The organism is Telluria sp. ZB2R32 (genome assembly GCF_059685715.1).
On sequence record NZ_JCASIG010000002.1, the window covers coordinates 290,888 to 308,141 of the forward strand.

The following is a 17,254-nucleotide window of genomic DNA, read 5'->3' on the forward strand; positions in this document are numbered from 1 at the left end:
ATTGTAACGGCTGCGCCGCCCTCCCACCGGACGCGTAGCGATGCTCAGCGAACAGCCGGCCCGTGCGGGTCGAGCTGCTTCGAGATCAGCTCGGCAAACAGCCGCATGGTGGTCGTGGTGGTCTTGTTGCTCAATGCTGCAGGGGCCGGATCGATCCCGCAGAGCGTACCGAAATAGGCGCCCGCGGGACGAAACAGCGGTATCGAGAAATAGCTCTGGAATCCATACATGAGCGGCGTGGGGTGGTCCTTGTACTGCGCGCTGTCGTCGACGCAATCGATGACGATCGCCAGGCCCGTATCGCGCACGTCTTCACACAGCGTCGTCGTCACGTCGAGGGGATCGCCCGGCTTCAGGCCGAAGTCGAGGCGATCGAGTACGGCGCAGGCGGTCCACTCGGTGGCAGTGACGTGGGCAACACAGATGAATCCGAGCCCGGTCAGGTCGGCCAGGGTCTGCAGGATATCGGGTACGGCACGGATGGCCTGGACCTCTTCGACACAGGGCGGTATTGCAATTGCCAACTCTTGACTCCGAATCAGGTTATGGAACGCAAATCCTACCATCTTCGGCGCATTGTGTTGCCAATCCCTCCCCTCCCTGCATACGTCAACTGCCGCTGTCGGTCGCCAATCCCGCGCTCATCCAGCCCGTAATTCCCGCCGACATGACCCGCACATCGGTATAGCCGAGCTTTTCCACACGCCGCGCCGCGTTCGGCGCCTTGCGGCACAGCGGGTTCGAACAATAGAAAACCAGCGGCGTGGTGCGCTCGGCCGGCAGCGCGGCGGCGTCGAAGTCGGGCGCGAGGTTGCGCGCGCCCGGCACCCGTGCCTGCAGCCAGGCCTGGCGCGCATTCAGGTCGAACACGGCGATTCCGTCTTTCCCCAGGCGCCCCTGCAACTCGCGCGGCGTAATCGACTTCAGTCCCATCAGCATGGCAAACATGTGGGTTCTCCTCAGCCGCGTGCCGCAGTGCGGCCGATGCCGAAGCAGCGCAGCAGCGCCGCCGCCAGTGCCACGGCGAGCACGACGCCGCCGACCAGGTGCATGCTGGCCAGCGGCGCCAGCAGCATGGCGAGGATGTAGCCGAGTCCGCCCAGCACCAGGCTCCAGCCGGCAAAGCGGCGCGCCGCCTGTTCGGCCGCGGGCGAGCACTGCAGGCGCGCGATGTCGGTGAGCGACTTTGGAATCACGTTCGCGTAGAACAGGACGATGCAACCGAGCAGCGCGCCGGTAAAGCGCTGCGCCCATTCGGGCGACAGGTATTCCGGTGCGGCCCATTTCAGGGCGGCGGACGTGCCAACAATCAACACCGCGGCAAACAGCGCGCGGCCCAGCGGGAAAGCTCGGTTCATGACTTCTCCTGGTGCGATTTGACTTCGGAATGGCCGTCTTGCGGCCGGGTGACCTGCAATCCAAACGTTTGTGCAAAAGCGAGCAGCGCCTCTTCCAGAACCGACAACTTGAGGTGGTAAGTCACATTCCTCCCCTGCTTGTCGGCCTCGATCAGGTCTGCATTGACGAGCACGGCGAAGTGGGCCGACATGGTGGGCTTGGAGACGTCGAACATGTCGGCAAGCTCCCCCGCGCCGATGGGTCCGCCCCGCAATAATTGCAGGACTTTGCGGCGGGTCGGATCGGACAAGGCTTTGAATACAGTGCTCATGCGATCGATTATTAGCTAATCATCTAAATATCACAAGCACTTTTGCAGTTCCGATAAAAAATACCCGATCAGGATGTATTGCGGATAAATGCGACGATGGTATTCCACTGCGCACTAGTGACCGGCGAAATGGAAAGGCGGCTGCCTTTTTGCAGCAAGACCATGTCTTCGAGTGCCGTCATCGATCGCATGGCGGCCAACGGCAAATAACGTCCCTTTTCCCTGGCGCGCACGTCCACCGATATCCAGCGCGGTTGCCCGGGCGTGGCTTTCGGGTCGAAATAGCTGCCGGCGCCATCGAATTGGCTGGCGTCCGGATAAGGACCGCTCGCGACTTCGGCGATGCCGGCGACACCGGGAACGGTGCAACTGGAGTGATAAAACAGGATGCCGTCGCCGATCTGCATGGCGTCGCGCATGAAGTTGCGCGCCTGGTAGTTGCGCACGCCGAACCAGGCGACCGTCTGCGCGGGCGCCGCGAGAACGTCGTCGAAACTGACTTCATCGGGTTCGGATTTCATCAACCAGTAGCGCATCGCGCAAAACTCCTTTGTGCATCTCAAACCTAAACGGGCATAAAAAAACGGCTGCGTGCACATGCCCGCAACCGCTTTTATGGAATATAGCCCCGCCTGTGCCGTTTTTTGCCGGCATCCCGAACCTGATGGCTCAAGGTGGTCACAGTCAGTTCAATTTCGGGTTCGTCGAACTAGCGACGCTCACGCCCATCAAACACTATCCCGCAACCTATGCATGTAAATGGTTCAAGGAATATATGGCAATCTCGAACACCGCAGGGTGCCTCGCAGTTTACTCGCTTGAACCGTCATGTCAAACGAATTTGGCCGCTCACGGCAAATTTTCTTGCTGTGCCAGGGCCTGGTCGAGGACGCTGTGCATCGCTTCCAGTTTTTGTTTCACTTCGAGCATCGTCATGTCCGACAGCGGACCTTGCGGCGACTTTACCGACAGGAATTCGGCGGCCACGCTGAGCGCGGCCATGACGGCGATGCGGTCGTTGCCCTTGACTTTGCCGGAGTCGCGCAGCGCGGTCATCTTGCCGTCGAGATAGCGCACGGCGTCGCGCAGCGTCGCCTGCTCGCCCTCCTTGCAGGCCAGGCGGTAGGGCTGGCCCATGATCGTCACATCCAGGTAAATCATCGGGCGGCCTCGGGTTCGATGGGTACGGCGTCGTTCGCTTCATCCGCTTCAGCGTCGGATTCGGGCGCGGGCAATTGCTCGATGACTGCTTCGACCTTGTGCTGGACTTCGACAAGGCGTTCGACGAGCGCCATGTTGACCTCGTTGAGCACCAGGTTCGTCTGGCGCAGGTGCGCATTTTCGCTGCGCAGCGACCCGACCAGCTCGGCGAGCCGCTCGATTTTGTCGGATAAGTCTTGGAATTCGGAAATCATTCGGTACTATAGGTTGGATAAGGTTTGACAGTCAACAGGATAGCGTGTTTGGCAAGATGGCGTTCCAGAGGGCGTGCGGGGGCGCTCCAGCACCCTCCTCCACCGTTTCAAACAGTCCTTTGATCTTGCTCAATTACCTCCCAACAGTGCGTCAAGCCCTGTCCATTCAATGCTAGTCTCTCCGCTTTGTGCCTGCGCAAAGACTAGCGGAGCACATCACCCTGCTTGCATACGTTGAGCACGATCAAACCGACGCAGTTTATTTTGCAACATGGCCGCTTGAAATACCCTGATGTCGTCCCTATAATTAGCACTCGTTAGTTGAGAGTGCTAACAACTCTTTCAAAGCCGCAGCGCATACCGCGAGGCGGATATCGAAGCAAACAAACGCTAGTCCAAACCACTGAATAAAGGAGTTTTGCATGAACCTTCGCCCACTGCACGATCGCGTTATCGTGAAGCGTCTCGACCAGGAAACCAAGACTGCCTCCGGCCTGATCATCCCTGATGCAGCTGCCGAGAAGCCAGACCAGGGCGAGATCCTCGCCGTCGGCAACGGCAAAGTCCAGGAAAACGGTCAAGTCCGTGCACTGGAAGTCCAGGTCGGCGACCGCGTCCTGTTCGGCAAGTACTCGGGCCAGTCGGTCAAAGTCGACGGCCAGGAACTGCTGGTGATGCGTGAAGAAGACATCATGGCCGTGCTGGTCAAGTAATCCTCCTCCCTCAGAACATCTCACGACATAACGGAGAAACAAAAAATGGCAGCTAAAGAAGTAATTTTCGGCGACGCAGCGCGCGCCAAGATGGTTGAAGGCGTCAACATCCTCGCCAATGCAGTCAAGGTCACCCTGGGTCCTAAAGGCCGCAACGTCGTGCTGGACCGCGCCTTCGGCGCTCCGACCGTCACCAAGGACGGCGTCTCGGTCGCGAAAGAGATCGAACTCAAAGACAAGCTCATGAACATGGGCGCGCAGATGGTCAAGGAAGTCGCTTCGAAGACCAGCGACAACGCCGGCGACGGCACCACCACCGCGACCGTGCTGGCACAAGCCATCGTGCGCGAAGGCATGAAGTTCGTTGCCGCCGGCATGAACCCGATGGACCTGAAGCGCGGCATCGACAAGGCAGTCGCTGCCACCGTCGAAGAGCTGGCGAAGATCGCCCGTCCATGCACCACTACCAAGGAAATCGCCCAGGTCGGCGCGATCTCGGCCAACTCGGACTACTCGATCGGCGAGCGCATCGCTGAAGCGATGGAAAAAGTCGGCAAGGAAGGCGTCATCACCGTCGAAGACGGCAAGTCGCTGAACGACGAACTCGACATCGTCGAGGGCATGCAGTTCGACCGCGGCTACCTGTCGCCGTACTTCATCAACAACCCGGACAAGCAAGTCGCCATCCACGACCAGCCGTTCGTCCTGCTGTGCGACAAGAAGATCTCGAACATCCGTGACCTGCTGCCGGTACTGGAGCAAGTAGCGAAAGCCGGCCGTCCGCTGGTGATCATCGCCGAAGACATCGAAGGCGAAGCGCTGGCGACCCTGGTCGTCAACAACATCCGCGGCATCCTGAAGACCGTTGCCGTGAAAGCCCCAGGCTTCGGCGACCGTCGCAAGGCCATGTTGGAAGACATCGCTGTCCTGACCGGCGGCCAGGTCATCGCCGAAGAAGTCGGCCTGACCCTGGAAAAAGTCACCCTGGCAGAGCTGGGCCAGGCCAAGCGCGTCGAAGTCGGCAAGGAAAACACCATCATCATCGACGGCGCCGGCGCTGCCGAATCGATCGAAGCGCGCGTCAAGCAAGTGCGTATCCAGATCGAAGAAGCGACCTCGGACTACGACCGCGAAAAGCTGCAAGAGCGCGTGGCCAAGCTGGCCGGCGGCGTTGCCGTGATCAAGGTTGGCGCTGCCACCGAAGTCGAAATGAAGGAAAAGAAAGCACGCGTGGAAGACGCGCTGCACGCGACCCGCGCAGCCGTCGAAGAAGGCATCGTGCCAGGCGGCGGCGTCGCCCTGCTGCGTGCCCGCGCCAACCTGCAAGTCACCGGCGACAATCCTGACCAGGAAGCCGGCATCAAGATCGTCCTGCGCGCAATGGAAGAGCCGCTGCGCATGATCGTCCAGAACGCCGGTGAAGAAGCATCGGTCGTCGTCTCGGGCGTGCTGGCCGGCCAGGGCAACTACGGCTACAACGCCGCCAACGGCACCTATGGCGACATGGTCGAAATGGGCGTGCTGGACCCAGCCAAGGTCACCCGCTCGGCCCTGCAGAACGCAGCGTCGATCGCCGGCCTGATGCTGACCACCGACTGCATGGTCTCGGAAGTTGCCGAAGACAAGCCAGCCGGCGGCATGGGCGGCATGGGTGGTATGGGCGGCATGGGCGGTATGGACGGCATGATGTAATTTGCCGTCGCGCCGGTTCGCCGGCGTCCTGACGCACTTGATAAAAGCCCGCACGGTTCGCGCCTTGCGGGCTTTTTACTTTTGGGAGAAGACGATGGCTGTTGTGAATGCAGAAGATCTGGAAGACGCGGTGTTGATGGTGTCGGAGCCGGATACCGGCGCAGAGGCCTGGGTATCACTCGATACCGGCGAAGTACACGTACGGTGGGAGATGGGGGGCGAGGAACTGCCATCTTTGCCCGAGGATATCGATACCTCGGAGCGCTACGTTGAGGTGCCCGATATGCGCACGCTCGACCTCGGAATCCAGCTGGTGTTCGATTTCGCCGACGCGGCGATGCCGGACGATGTCGCGAACGTCCGCCAGATATTCAAGCGTGCCGGTGCTTACGGACGTTTCAGCAAGCTGATCGAGGAGCACGGGCTGACCGACCGCTGGCATGATTTCCGCGAGGCGCAGACGCGCGCGGCGCTGGCGGGATGGTGCGAGGAAAACGGTTTACAGCTGGGCTAACGGGTCATTTAACCCCGGCGGGCATGCCCGCCGTGCGAACAGCCGCGCTCCACGCACGTCAAATACACCCCGCCTGCGCCCTGAGCGCGTGAACTAACAGACGCGGCTGCATCATCGGCCTATCGTCCCCGCTCCCAACCAAGGAGCGAATAATGATCAACGTCACCGGCTATGCGGCGAAGCACTCCTTCAGCCGCCTGAAACCCTACGAATTCGAGCGCGAGGAAGCGGGCGCGCACGAGGTCGAAATCGACGTGCTGTATTGCGGCGTCTGCCATTCGGACATCCACCAGGTGAAAAACGAATGGTCGAACACGGTCTATCCCTGCGTGCCGGGCCACGAAATCGTCGGCCGCGTGACCAGGGTCGGGCCGGCGGTCACGCGCCATGCGGTCGGAGACCTGGTCGGCGTCGGCTGCATGGTCGACAGCTGCGGCCAGTGCGACGCCTGCCGATGCGGCGACCAGAATTATTGCGGCAGCCCGAACAGCTGGCTGGCGACCTACAACGGCCCGATGGTGCCGAAGGCGAAAGCCGGCGAGAACATCTACGGCAAGGACAACACCTTCGGCGGCTATTCGAACCTGCTGGTGGTGAAGGAAGACTTCGTCCTGAAGATCCCGGCCGCCTTGAAACCGGAAGTGGCGGCGCCGATCCTGTGCGCCGGCGTCACCACCTATGCGCCGATGAAGCACTGGGGCGTCAAGGCGGGCGACAAGGTCGGCGTGATCGGCATGGGCGGCCTGGGCCACATGGCGGCCAAGATCGCCAAGGCGATGGGCGCCGAGGTGACGCTGTTCACCACCACCAGGGAGAAGATCGAGGAAGCGCAAAAGCTCGGCTTCAAGGCAGTGCTGGAGAAGGATAGCAAGGCACTCGAGGAGCTGGCGACCAGCTTCGACTTCATCCTCTCGACCGTCCCCGAGAAGCACGACCTGAATCCTTTTGTGGAACTGCTCAAGCGCGACAGCGTGCTGTGCGTGGTCGGCGCGCTGGAACCGCTGGCGCCGCTGGATAACATGTCAATGGCGCAGATGCGGCGTTCGGTGGCCGGCTCCCTGATCGGCAACCTGGCCGAGACCCAGGAAGTGCTCGACTTCTGCGCCGAGCACGGCATCGGCCCGGAAATCGAGATGATCCGCATCCAGGACGTCAACGATGCCTACAAAAAGGTCGAAAAGGGCGACGTGCGCTTCCGCTACGTGATCGACATGGCCTCGCTGAAGGAAGAGATCGCGCACGAGCGGTAAGGCAGCTTACGCCAGGCGCGCACGCAGCGCGGCTGGCCGCGCCACCGGCTTGTCGAGACGCGCCGGCGCCGGTTGCTCCGCGTCGGCCAGCTTGAACACGCTGACCGCCTGCAGCAACTGGCCGGCCTGCTCGTGCATGGCGTTCGACGCGGCCGCCGCCTCTTCCACCAGGGCGGCGTTCTGCTGCGTCACCTGGTCCATCTGGTTGATCGCTGCGTTGATCTGGCCGATGCCGGCGCTCTGCTCGTCGGTCGCGGCCGTGATCTCGCCGATGATGTCGGTCACGCGCCGCACGCTGCCGACGATCTCGCTCATCGTCGCGCCGGCCTGGTCGACCAGCCTGGCGCCCTGGTCCACTTCCGTCACCGAATCGCCGATCAGCACCTTGATTTCCCTGGCCGCCGCCGCGGAACGGTGCGCCAGGTTGCGCACTTCGGTTGCCACCACCGCGAAGCCGCGTCCCTGCTCGCCGGCGCGCGCCGCTTCCACCGCCGCGTTCAGGGCAAGGATGTTGGTCTGGAAGGCGATGCCGTCGATCACGCCGATGATGTCGGCGATCTTCTTCGAGGACGCGTTGATCGATGCCATGGTCTGCACCACCTGCGCCACCACCGCGCCGCCGCGGCCGGCCACTTCGCTGGCCGAGGTGGCGAGCACGCTGGCCTGGCGCGCGTTGCCGGCGTTCCGGGTCACGGTCGAGGTCAACTCTTCCATCGAGCTGGCCGTCTCTTCCAGCGAACCGGCCTGCTGCTCGGTGCGGTTTGATAAGTCGAGGTTGCCCGCCGCGATCTGCGACGACGCGGTGGCGATCGCATGCGCGCCGTTGCGGATGCCGCCAACCAGGCCGAGCAATTTATCGTTCATGTCGGCCAGCGCATCCTGCAGCGCGCCGATTTCATCCTTCGCCGTGGCCTGGCGGCGCGAACCGAGGTCGCCGGCCGCCACACGCCGCGCCAGCGCCACCGCAGCCTGCACCGGCCGCGTGATCGAGCGCGTCAGCCACCATGCGCACAGGGCGCCAAAGGCGACGCTGAGGACGCCGAGCAGGACCACCGTGCGGCGACTCTCGGCCTTGACCTGCTGGATCTCGCCACGCAGATCGTCGACCTGCTTGCGCTGGAGCGTCACCAGGGCGGCGATATTGGCCTGGTAGGCTTCGGCCGCCGGGATGTACACCTTGTCGTGCACCTGCATGGCTTCTTCCGCCTTGCCTTCGCTTTTCAGGCGCACAGCTTCCGCGCGTCCACCCGCATAAGCGCCGCGTAGCGCGAGCATTTTCGCGAAGACGTCCTTTTCTTCAGGCGTGGACAGGTGCTGTTCGACCTCCTTCAGGTAGGTCGACGCCTTGGCATTGGTCTCGGCCGTGTTCTTGGCGAAGAAGTCGGCAAGCGAGGCGTCGCTGCTCTTGATGATGGCCGAGGTGCGGATCACGGCCACTGCGATGTTGGCGGCCCAGTCGCTGATCATGCGTTCCTTCTTGACCGGCTGGTCGAGCATCTCTTCGGCGGCGTCGGCCACCGCGTTCAGCTTCAGGATGCCGATGACCGTGATGACGATCGACAGCGACAGGACGACGGCGAAGCCGAGCGCGAGGCGCTGCCCGATCTTCATGTTCGATAACAGATTCATTGCGTGTACTTGTGTTCGTTGGGTGGGATCGGGCGCATCGGACCATGCCAGGCATGCGGAGAGCGAATGGCTGATATAGTTTTTATTAATTACTATATGCTAGCCCATCAATTCTACGCATATATTCAATTGTTGGCTTGCGGCAACAATTGCGAAGCATCCCGATGGCTCCACGTCAGCGCCCCATGCCGGGGCCGAGATTGCCCGGTAACCACACATCGGCTAGTATGGCGTCTCGTTTTTCACGAGGTTTTACCATGATGTCACGCGCTGTATTGCTGGCCGGCTCCCTGCTGACTGCCCTTCTGCTCGCCGGCTGCAAGGACCGACAGCCGCCCGCCCCGGCGCCGCAACCGGCCAAGCCGGTCGTCCGGCAACCTGCCGAACCGGCGGTGACGCGCGAACAGGCGATGGCTGCGCTGCTGGCGCTGCCGGAAATCAAAAGCTGGTCCGCGGAGATCGAACAGCGCTCGCGCGGCAAGGCGCACGGCGCCGTCATCGAGGACGACCAGACGCCACGCCTCATCAATGGCCGCGAATACTGGCAGCTGAGTTTTGTCGAGAACCGCGCCGACAAGGTCCACCGGCGCGAGAGTTTCCTGGTCGCGCGCAGCGGCGACCAGATCCTGGTCGAAGACACGGCGGGCGACACGGTGGTGTCGCTGGACGACTGGCGGCGCGGGATCCGCCGCGTCGAGACCAAGTCGCTGGATTGAAAAGTACTATCGGCAGACGCGTAATGTAGGGTGGGCTCTCGAGCCCACGCGGTCGAACGGCAGCGCAATCGAACACCAAACCAACATGCCAACGCATGCGTCGACGACGATGTAAAGGCCGCGTGGCCGCATGGCGTGATCCCGCGTGGGCACAAGTGCCCACCCTACTTCTTTAAGCGACTGTTCCGAACCACGCGCCATAAGCCGGCAGCGTCACCTGCCCATTCGACGCTTCGCCCGGCAAGCCATGACCGGCCAGGTCCTGCGCGGATGCCGTCTCCGGCCAGTCGATCGTCACCGGCGCATTCGACAGATTGAACGCGGCCAGCACGGTCGCTTCTCCCTCCAGGGTACGGCGCAGCGCCAGCACCGGTTCCGGCGCGTCGAAGAAGGAGATGTCGCCGCGCGTCAGCTGCGGCAGGTTCTGGCGCCAGTGAATGATGCGGCGCGCCGCGTTCAGGCTCGAGGCGGGGTCGAACTCCTGCTGCGATACGGATGCCGCCAGGTGCGGCACCGCGACCGGCAGCCATGGCGTGCCGGTGGTGAAGCCGGCGTTCGGCGCCGCGTTCGTCCACGGCATCGGCGTGCGGCAGCCGTCGCGGCCCTTGAACTCGGGCCAGAAGGTGATGCCGTACGGGTCCTGCAGCAGCTCATACGGCACGTCCGCTTCCGGCAGCGCCAGCTCGTCGCCCTGGTACAGGCACGGCGTGCCCTTCAGCGACAGCTGCATCGCCAGCACCATGGACGCAAAGGCCGTCGGCGCACTCTCCCCCTTCCAGCGCGTCACCACGCGGATCGCATCGTGGTTCCCGACCGACCACGAGGCCCAGCCACCTTTGACGCGCGCTTCGAATTCTTCCACTTGCGTGCGGATGTGCGCGGCCGTGAACTGCGGCGTCAGCAGGTTGAAACTGTAGGCCATGTGCAGCTTGTCGCCATCGGCCGTGTACTCGGCCATGCAGGCCAGCGCATCGTCGGCGCCGACTTCGCCGATCGACACGGCGCCGAATTCGTCCAGCAGCGCGCGGATCTTTTGCAGGAAGGCGATGTTTTCCGGGCGCGTCTTGTCGTAGATGTGCGATTGCATGCCGTACGGGTTGACGTCGGTGACCGAAGCCGTGTCGCGCGTCAGCGCCGGCGGATTGCTGCGCAGCTGGGTGTCATGGAAGTGGTAATTGCAGGCGTCCATGCGCACGCCGTCGACGCCGCGCGCGAGCCAGAAGCGCAGCGCGGCCAGGTGGGCCTGCTGCACGTCCGGGTTATGGAAGTTCAGTTGCGGCTGGCTGACCAGGAAGTTATGCATGTAGTACTGCTTGCGGCGCGTGTCCCACTGCCAGGCGGAGCCGCCGAAGACCGACATCCAGTTGTTCGGCGGGTTGCCGTCCGGGGCAGCATCGGCCCACACATACCAGTCGGACTTCGCGTTGTCGCGGCTGGAACGGCTCTCGGCGAACCACGGGTGCGCATCGGCGGTGTGCGCCATCACCTGGTCGATCATGATTTTCAGGCCGAGCGCGTGCGCCTTGTCGATCATCGCATCGAAGTCGGCCAGCGTGCCGAACAGCGGATCGACGTCGCAGTAGTCCGAGATGTCGTAACCAAAATCCTTCATCGGCGACTTGAAGTACGGCGACAGCCAGACGATGTTCACGCCCAGGCTCGCAATGTAGTCGAGTTTCGCGGTGATCCCGGGAATATCGCCCACGCCGTCGCCGTTGGTATCGAGGTAGCTGCGCGGGTAAACCTGGTAGATGATGGCTTCGCGCCACCAGTCGTTGTTGTGCACGGGTTGAGTCTGGGCCTGGGTCATGACATGGGATCCGGTTGGTGATTTTTACGCAATATACAGCAGGTTTTGCGATCTTACAATCTGCGGAACTTGCTCGATAAACGGCATATTTCCTTTGCATTCAACGACTTGGATGCAAATAATATTTGCATCCCTTGCCCATCAAGTAGGAAAACTACGAACACCCCGCAGGCATGCATATTTTCTGGTTGCAAAGACCGCAAGGGCGTCATAGGATCGCGTGTCATTTATTCCAGGATGCGTCCATGAGCCAGCCACTACCGACCGACTCCCAAGGGCGCATGCCCCGCCAGATCCCCTATATCATCGCCAACGAAGGCTGCGAGCGCTTCAGCTTCTACGGCATGCGCAACATCCTTACGCCCTTCCTGATCTCGACCCTGCTGCTGTTCCTGCCGGAGTCCGAGCGCACCGGCGAAGCCAAGCACGTGTTCCACACCTTCGTCATCGGCGTCTACTTCTTCCCGCTGCTGGGCGGCTGGCTGGCCGACCGCTTCTTCGGCAAGTACAACACCGTCTTCTGGCTCAGCCTCGTCTACTGCGCCGGCCACGCCTGCCTCGCCATTTTCGAGGACAACGTCCAGGGCTTCTACCTCGGCCTGGGCCTGATCGCGCTCGGCTCGGGCGGCATCAAGCCGCTGGTGTCGAGTTTCGTCGGCGACCAGTTCGACCAGACGAATAAGGGTAAAGCGAAGATCGTCTTCGATGCCTTCTACTGGATCATCAACTTCGGCTCCTTCTTCGCCTCGCTGCTGATGCCGCTGTTCCTGAAAAACTACGGACCGGCCGTCGCCTTCGGCATTCCCGGCGTGATGATGTTCATCGCCACCATCGTGTTCTGGAGCGGGCGCCGCAAGTACGTGCACGTGCCGCCCGCCGGCGCCACGCCGCACTCGTTTACGAAGGTGGCAAAGAGCGCACTGCTGGCGCAGGCGCCGGGCCAGGGCCGGCCTGGTCTCACCGTCGCCATGATCGGCGTAGTGGGCGCCGTGGTGTCGCTGGCGATGTCGCCCCAGTGGGGCTTCGTGATCGCCGCCTGTACTGCGCTGGTGCTGCTGCTCGCCTTTGGCGGCCTCGGGACGTCGATGCAACTGGAACGTGCGCGCGGTCTGCATCCCGACGAAGCGGTCGACGGCGTGCGCGCGGTGCTGCGCATCCTGGTCGTGTTCTCGCTGGTGACGCCGTTCTGGTCGCTGTTCGACCAGAAGGCCTCGACCTGGGTGGTCCAGGCCAATTCGATGATCACCACCTTCTCCATCTTCGGCAACGAGTTCACCCTGCTGCCGGCGCAGATGCAGGCCCTCAATCCCTTGCTGGTGATGATCCTGATCCCCTTCAATAACCTGGTGCTGTTCCCGCTGCTGCAGAAGATGGGCTTCATGCCGACCGCGCTGCGCCGCATGACGGCCGGTATCGCCTTCTCGGCCCTGTCGTGGCTGGTGATCGGCACCATCCAGGTGTCGATGGATGCCGGCACGCCGACCTCGATGGCCTGGCAGATCCTGCCGTATGCATTGCTGACGATGGGCGAAGTGCTGGTCTCGGCCACCGGCCTCGAATTCGCCTACAGCCAGGCGCCGGCCTCGATGAAGGGCGCCATCATGGCCCTGTGGAGCCTGGCCGTCACGGTCGGCAACCTGTGGGTGCTGGTGGTGAACGCCGCGGTCAAGAACGACGCCGTGCTCGGCACCATTGCCGGATCGGGCGTGAGCGTGATCGCCTTCCAGATGTACTTCTTCGCCGCCTTCGCGCTCCTTGCCGCGCTCGCGTTCGGGCTGTACGCGAAGCGCTACAAGATGGTCGATCATTACCGCAGCACGGCGGGTGCGAATGCGCCGGCGCCGGTCAAGGCCTGATACGCCGGCTACTCTCCTGAAAACGCCCGCGCTGCGGGCGTTTTTTTTCGTCTGCTTCGAGGTCACCGCAATGTTAAAGGCCGAACTGTCCTGCGCCGACGAAACCGTTAGTGTGGACTGCACTGACGACAAAAGGAGAACAATCATGCGTGCACAATCGAAGCTGGCGGCGGTCGCCACCGCCCTGCTGCTGGCGGCCGGTACGGCCAATGCCGGCTGCGTCAAGGGAGCCGTTGTGGGCGGTGTGGCCGGCCACGTCGCCGGCAAGCATGGTGTCGCCGGGGCCGCGATCGGATGTGCGGTCGGCCACCACACCGAAAAGAAGAAGGAAAAGAAGCAGAAGGAACAGCAGCAGGCTGCCGCCGCGGCGGCTTCGCAACAGGCTGCAGCGCCGGCGAACACCAGGAAATGATGCGCCGCGCCGGATGATCAACACCACACATGAAAGGGAGGATATGAAAGACGTTAAGGTAGATGTGCGCGTCAACGTCGGCGTGGATGCGGCAAGCGTGGTCTTGCTGCTTGCCTCGGCGGCGTGGGGACTGTTTTTGTACAAGCAGCACAAGCAGGAGAAGCTGGCGGTCAAGACATCGCCATGAGCGTTCAGCGCCGGCCCTGATTCGGTTCAGTCAAGCCCTGCCGCACTGCTCGCGATCCGCGATGTGTAGGGTGGACTCTCGAGTCCACGCGGTCGTGCCCTTGCACACCCTAGGGCTGGCAAGAGCCCTTGACATACGCGTTCCGGGGCTACGCGGTCCATTTCGATATGCATCAGTAGTACCGCGTGGACTCAAGAGTCCACCCTACGATGAACGAAACGCGGGCAGTGCAGCAAGGTTCGGAGCAGGGAGGCGGGCCGTTAAGTCAGCACGTCGCCCCAGATCTGCCGCGCCCACGCATCGGCATCCCCACCTTCCTGCGCCGATGGCTGGGACGAGAGGAAGCCGGGGCCGTCGGCCTGCATGCTCTTTTTCGCCGCATCGTAGCGGTACAGCGTCGAGATGTGCATCGCCTGGCGGTCGTCGACGAAGCTGTAGCAGGTGTTGGCAAAGGCCGGCGCCGGGTCCGGCGCGCCACCCAGCATCAGGTCGACGATGGCGCGCGCACAGACCTTGGCCTGGGCATTGGCCATGTGCGCCGACTTGGGCAGGCCGGCATCGATCGCGTCGCCGATCACGTGCACGCGCGGCAGCACCGTTGACGCGTAACTGAGGAAGTCAACCGCGCACCAGCGCCCCTCGACAGTCGCCAGGCCGGCATCCTGGGCGATGCGGCCGGCCCGCTGCGGCGGGATAATGTTGAGCACATCCGATCTCACCGTGTCGAACGCGGTCCGGACGGTTTTGGTGACCACCTCCACCCCCTGCAATTCGCTGCCCGGCATGTACTCGATCATGCCCGGGTACAGGTCGCGCCATGCGCGTTCGAACAGGACGCGTTTCGAGGTAATCACCGGATTCGCGTCGAGCACCACCACCTTCGAGCGCGGCTTGTGCATTTTGAGATAGAACGCCACCTGGCAGGCGCGTTCGTAGGGCGCGGGCGGACAGCGGTACGGCTGCGCCGGCACCACGATCGTGAACACGCCGCCGTCGCGCATGGCCATCAGCTGGCGCTGCAGGTTGCGCGTTTGCGGCCCCGCCTTCCAGGCATGGGGAATCTGCTGCTGCGCGGCGGCGAGCTGCGGGAAAGCGTCGTAGATGAAATCGATGCCGGGCGCGACGACCAGCCGGTCGTAGGCCAGCTTTTTACCGGCGACCACGATGCGCGACTTGTCGGCATCGATCGCGGTCACGCCGCCGCGCATGAACTGGACGCCATGGTGTCGGCGCAGCCCGTCGTAGCCGAAGGTGATTTGCTCGAGCGTGCGCTGGCCGCCCAGCACGCGGTTGCTGACCGGGCAAGAGATGAATGCGTCGCTCTGGTCGACCAGGATCACCTCGATGCGTCCGCCGCTGAGGATGCGCAGGTAGCGGGCAACTGTGGCGCCGCCATAACCCGCGCCGACTACGACGACGCGTCCCAGGCTGGCGCGGCCGCTCTTGGCCGCGGCCGCCGGGAACGATGCCGATCCGGCCAAGGCCAGTGCGAGAAAATCGCGCCGGCGCATGGTCATTCCCATTCCAGGGCCGGATACAGCAGGTTGACGTTGCGCCGGTTGACGACCTCGAACAGCTGCCAGCGCGCCCGCTCGGAGGCCGCTGCCGTGGCCATCGTCGCCGTCATGTCCCTGCCCTGGCGTATGCTGCTGCGTACGTCCTGCAGCAGGGTCGAAAGGTACGCGCGCTGCCGCGCCAGCGCGCCGTTCTTGTCGCGGGTGACGGGGCCGTGCCCGGGAATGGTCACGCCAGCCTCTATCTTTGCCAATCCCTCCATCACAGCGAGCCAGCCGCTGACGTCGCCATCGATCGACGGCGTGCGTTCGATGAAGAGCAGGTCGCCCGTCCACAAGGCGCCGCTGGCCGCATCGAACACGGTGAGATCGTTGTTCGTATGCGCGTTCGGCCAGGCCGTCAATTCCAGCGTCCTGCCGCCCAGGTCGAGCGTCAGCCGCTGCCGCACCGTCTCGGTCGGGGCGACTACCCTGCTCTTGTCCGCCGCGGCGCCCAGTTGTTTGTTCAGGTTGCGCAGATAGGTGTCGCCACGCGCGGCCAGCATCTGCGGCAGCATGGCGTGGCCGATCAGGCGCGGTGGCGGGTCGGCATCCATCAACGCGGCGTTGCCGAACACGTGGTCCGGATGGCCGTGCGTGTTGATCAGATAGCGCACCGGCAGCCGCGTGACGCGGCGCAGCGCTTCCTTCAAGGCCAGGCCGACCGCATACGAGCCGCCCGTATCGATGACGGCCACCGCCTCGCTGCCGACGACGAAGCCGATATTCGCGATATCGCCATCGTAACCATCCTCGAAATCCTTGTGCTGCCCAATGTGCACGTACACGCCCGGCGCCACCTGCTCGACCTGCAACGGCGCCGCTGCCACCTGTGCGGCAAGCAGCAGCCAGGCCGCGATGAGCAAGCGCATCTAACCCCCGACGCTCAGCGACTGGCGAAAGCTCCCGCCCGCATTGTCGCGAATGACGACCTGCAGCGCGCCGGGCTGGTCGGCGACGAAGTTGAACTGGAGCGACGGGTCTTCGCTGATGCCGATCGCCGTGTCCGCCGTCATGACCGGCTTGCCGTTATAGGTGACGTCGATCCTGTCGATGAAGAAGGCCGGGCGGAAGCCATGCGTGACCAGGTCGCGCTGCAAGCCGGTATACATCGGATGCTTGATCAGCAGCCTGGCCTTGTTGACCTCACCGGGCTTGAACGGTCCGTCGAGCGCCATCTTCATTTTGCCTGCCGCCGCCATCGCCGCCGCGACGTCGCCCGAGGCCGGGCCGCCGCAGCCGCCGGAGGCGCGCACGGTCACTTCGTTCACATACAACTTGCCGTCGCTCGCTTCGGCGATCACGTGCACCGGCGAATCGGATTCGAAGCGGATGCGTGTGGCGAGTTCGGCCTTGCCGCTATTCGGGTTGAAGTGGAACACCCCCGTCAGCGGCACCGGATTGGCATCGACGATCACGGTGACCGACTTGATGTAGCGTTGCGGCGTCATCGGGTGATCGATACTGAAGGCGAACGGCACCTGCTCGCCGCTTGCCGCGCGCGATGGGGCCGTCAGGCGCACGAACGGCGCCGGCTCCAGTGTCTTGCCGGGGAAGTAGGATTTCTGCAATGCCGCCCAGGACGTCGCGGCCTCCTGGGCCAGCACGCCTTGCGGGCAAGCGAACATGGCGATGGCTGCCAGGCTACAAAAAGCCTGCATGCATTGAAGACGAGTGTTCATCAACTCCACCTTTATCCGTGTGTGGATACCCGATTTCATGTCCGAAGGTTTCGTAGTATGACTATAGCGCATGAAATCCGTTGTATAAATCATATTTATGAATCAGGCAGGTCAGCTAGTAAAATTACATCAGCGCCGTTAGCAATTCGCGCTATC

The 17,254-nt window shown here is 63.0% G+C and carries 20 protein-coding genes and 1 other RNA gene; 8 read left to right on the forward strand and 13 right to left on the reverse strand.

Annotation, left to right across the window (positions count from 1 at the left end; genetic code table 11):
• Positions 1-44 precede the first annotated feature (44 nt).
• From AC56LG_RS06330 to AC56LG_RS06365, 8 genes are all read right to left on the reverse strand, one after another.
• On the reverse strand, positions 45-524 hold the full coding sequence (locus tag AC56LG_RS06330; RefSeq protein WP_497165269.1) for a GAF domain-containing protein: 480 nt from the start codon (positions 522-524) through the stop codon (positions 45-47).
• 85 nt (positions 525-609) lie between these two features.
• Complete coding sequence (locus AC56LG_RS06335) at positions 610-948, reverse strand: rhodanese-like domain-containing protein (protein WP_497165270.1); 339 nt, start codon at positions 946-948, stop codon at positions 610-612.
• 11 nt (positions 949-959) lie between these two features.
• Positions 960-1,358, reverse strand: coding sequence for a hypothetical protein (locus AC56LG_RS06340; protein WP_497165271.1), 399 nt, complete (start codon positions 1,356-1,358; stop codon positions 960-962).
• Positions 1,355-1,669 carry an autorepressor SdpR family transcription factor gene (locus AC56LG_RS06345; RefSeq protein ID WP_497165272.1) on the reverse strand — a complete coding sequence of 105 codons (315 nt, stop codon included), beginning with the start codon at positions 1,667-1,669 and terminating at the stop codon, positions 1,355-1,357. Before AC56LG_RS06345 ends, AC56LG_RS06340 begins: the two co-directional genes overlap by 4 nt.
• Before the next feature lie 68 nt (positions 1,670-1,737).
• Complete coding sequence (locus AC56LG_RS06350) at positions 1,738-2,205, reverse strand: EVE domain-containing protein (RefSeq protein WP_497165821.1); 468 nt, start codon at positions 2,203-2,205, stop codon at positions 1,738-1,740.
• A gap of 85 nt (positions 2,206-2,290) precedes the next feature.
• A non-coding RNA gene (gene ssrS / locus AC56LG_RS06355) (6S RNA) lies at positions 2,291-2,472 on the reverse strand.
• A gap of 46 nt (positions 2,473-2,518) precedes the next feature.
• Positions 2,519-2,830 carry a cell division protein ZapA gene (locus tag AC56LG_RS06360; protein ID WP_497165273.1) on the reverse strand — a complete coding sequence of 104 codons (312 nt, stop codon included), beginning with the start codon at positions 2,828-2,830 and terminating at the stop codon, positions 2,519-2,521.
• Positions 2,827-3,084 carry a hypothetical protein gene (locus AC56LG_RS06365; protein ID WP_497165274.1) on the reverse strand — a complete coding sequence of 86 codons (258 nt, stop codon included), beginning with the start codon at positions 3,082-3,084 and terminating at the stop codon, positions 2,827-2,829. Before AC56LG_RS06365 ends, AC56LG_RS06360 begins: the two co-directional genes overlap by 4 nt.
• A gap of 422 nt (positions 3,085-3,506) precedes the next feature.
• On the opposite strand from AC56LG_RS06365, the gene groES reads away from it, so the two are divergent.
• The 4 genes from groES to AC56LG_RS06385 all read left to right on the forward strand — a co-directional run bounded on the left by groES (position 3,507) and on the right by AC56LG_RS06385 (position 7,253).
• Positions 3,507-3,797 carry a co-chaperone GroES gene (groES, locus tag AC56LG_RS06370; RefSeq protein ID WP_192049160.1) on the forward strand — a complete coding sequence of 97 codons (291 nt, stop codon included), beginning with the start codon at positions 3,507-3,509 and terminating at the stop codon, positions 3,795-3,797.
• A gap of 45 nt (positions 3,798-3,842) precedes the next feature.
• The gene (gene groL, locus AC56LG_RS06375; RefSeq protein WP_497165275.1) at positions 3,843-5,489 is read left to right on the forward strand and encodes a chaperonin GroEL; all 1,647 of its coding nucleotides are present in this window, start codon (positions 3,843-3,845) and stop codon (positions 5,487-5,489) included.
• A 94-nt stretch (positions 5,490-5,583) separates the two neighbouring features.
• A complete protein-coding gene (locus tag AC56LG_RS06380) occupies positions 5,584-6,003 on the forward strand; it encodes a hypothetical protein (RefSeq protein ID WP_497165276.1) in 420 nt (139 codons plus the stop codon).
• Between the two features lie 152 nt (positions 6,004-6,155).
• On the forward strand, positions 6,156-7,253 hold the full coding sequence (locus AC56LG_RS06385; protein ID WP_497165277.1) for an NAD(P)-dependent alcohol dehydrogenase: 1,098 nt from the start codon (positions 6,156-6,158) through the stop codon (positions 7,251-7,253).
• Between the two features lie 6 nt (positions 7,254-7,259).
• On the opposite strand, the gene AC56LG_RS06390 is transcribed toward AC56LG_RS06385, so the two are convergent.
• Positions 7,260-8,882 (reverse strand): methyl-accepting chemotaxis protein, encoded by a 1,623-nt coding sequence (locus AC56LG_RS06390; RefSeq protein WP_497165278.1) that lies wholly within the window; start codon positions 8,880-8,882, stop codon positions 7,260-7,262.
• A gap of 257 nt (positions 8,883-9,139) precedes the next feature.
• On the opposite strand from AC56LG_RS06390, the gene AC56LG_RS06395 reads away from it, so the two are divergent.
• The gene (locus AC56LG_RS06395) at positions 9,140-9,598 is read left to right on the forward strand and encodes a hypothetical protein (RefSeq protein ID WP_497165279.1); all 459 of its coding nucleotides are present in this window, start codon (positions 9,140-9,142) and stop codon (positions 9,596-9,598) included.
• A 172-nt stretch (positions 9,599-9,770) separates the two neighbouring features.
• On the opposite strand, the gene AC56LG_RS06400 is transcribed toward AC56LG_RS06395, so the two are convergent.
• Positions 9,771-11,408 (reverse strand): alpha-glucosidase family protein, encoded by a 1,638-nt coding sequence (locus AC56LG_RS06400; RefSeq protein WP_497165280.1) that lies wholly within the window; start codon positions 11,406-11,408, stop codon positions 9,771-9,773.
• A 281-nt stretch (positions 11,409-11,689) separates the two neighbouring features.
• Here AC56LG_RS06400 and AC56LG_RS06405 point away from each other — a divergent pair, with 281 nt between their 5' ends.
• The 3 genes from AC56LG_RS06405 (at position 11,690) to AC56LG_RS06415 (ending at position 13,863) form a co-directional block, all read left to right on the forward strand.
• Complete coding sequence (locus tag AC56LG_RS06405; RefSeq protein WP_497165822.1) at positions 11,690-13,264, forward strand: POT-type proton-dependent oligopeptide transporter; 1,575 nt, start codon at positions 11,690-11,692, stop codon at positions 13,262-13,264.
• A 145-nt stretch (positions 13,265-13,409) separates the two neighbouring features.
• Positions 13,410-13,676: a hypothetical protein gene (locus AC56LG_RS06410; RefSeq protein ID WP_497165281.1), complete on the forward strand. Its 267-nt coding sequence runs from the start codon at positions 13,410-13,412 to the stop codon at positions 13,674-13,676.
• Positions 13,677-13,689: 13 nt separating this feature from the next.
• Positions 13,690-13,863: a hypothetical protein gene (locus AC56LG_RS06415; protein ID WP_497165282.1), complete on the forward strand. Its 174-nt coding sequence runs from the start codon at positions 13,690-13,692 to the stop codon at positions 13,861-13,863.
• Between the two features lie 260 nt (positions 13,864-14,123).
• Here the strand turns inward: AC56LG_RS06415 and AC56LG_RS06420 are convergent, their stop codons facing one another.
• From AC56LG_RS06420 to AC56LG_RS06430, 3 genes are read right to left on the reverse strand one after another with little or no spacing between them, the layout of a single operon-like run.
• Entirely contained in the window at positions 14,124-15,374 is a 1,251-nt protein-coding gene (locus tag AC56LG_RS06420; protein ID WP_497165823.1) for an FCSD flavin-binding domain-containing protein, read from the reverse strand.
• 2 nt (positions 15,375-15,376) lie between these two features.
• A complete protein-coding gene (locus AC56LG_RS06425) occupies positions 15,377-16,288 on the reverse strand; it encodes a quinoprotein relay system zinc metallohydrolase 2 (RefSeq protein WP_497165283.1) in 912 nt (303 codons plus the stop codon).
• On the reverse strand, positions 16,289-17,098 hold the full coding sequence (locus tag AC56LG_RS06430; protein WP_497165284.1) for a quinoprotein dehydrogenase-associated SoxYZ-like carrier: 810 nt from the start codon (positions 17,096-17,098) through the stop codon (positions 16,289-16,291).
• Positions 17,099-17,254 lie beyond the last annotated feature (156 nt).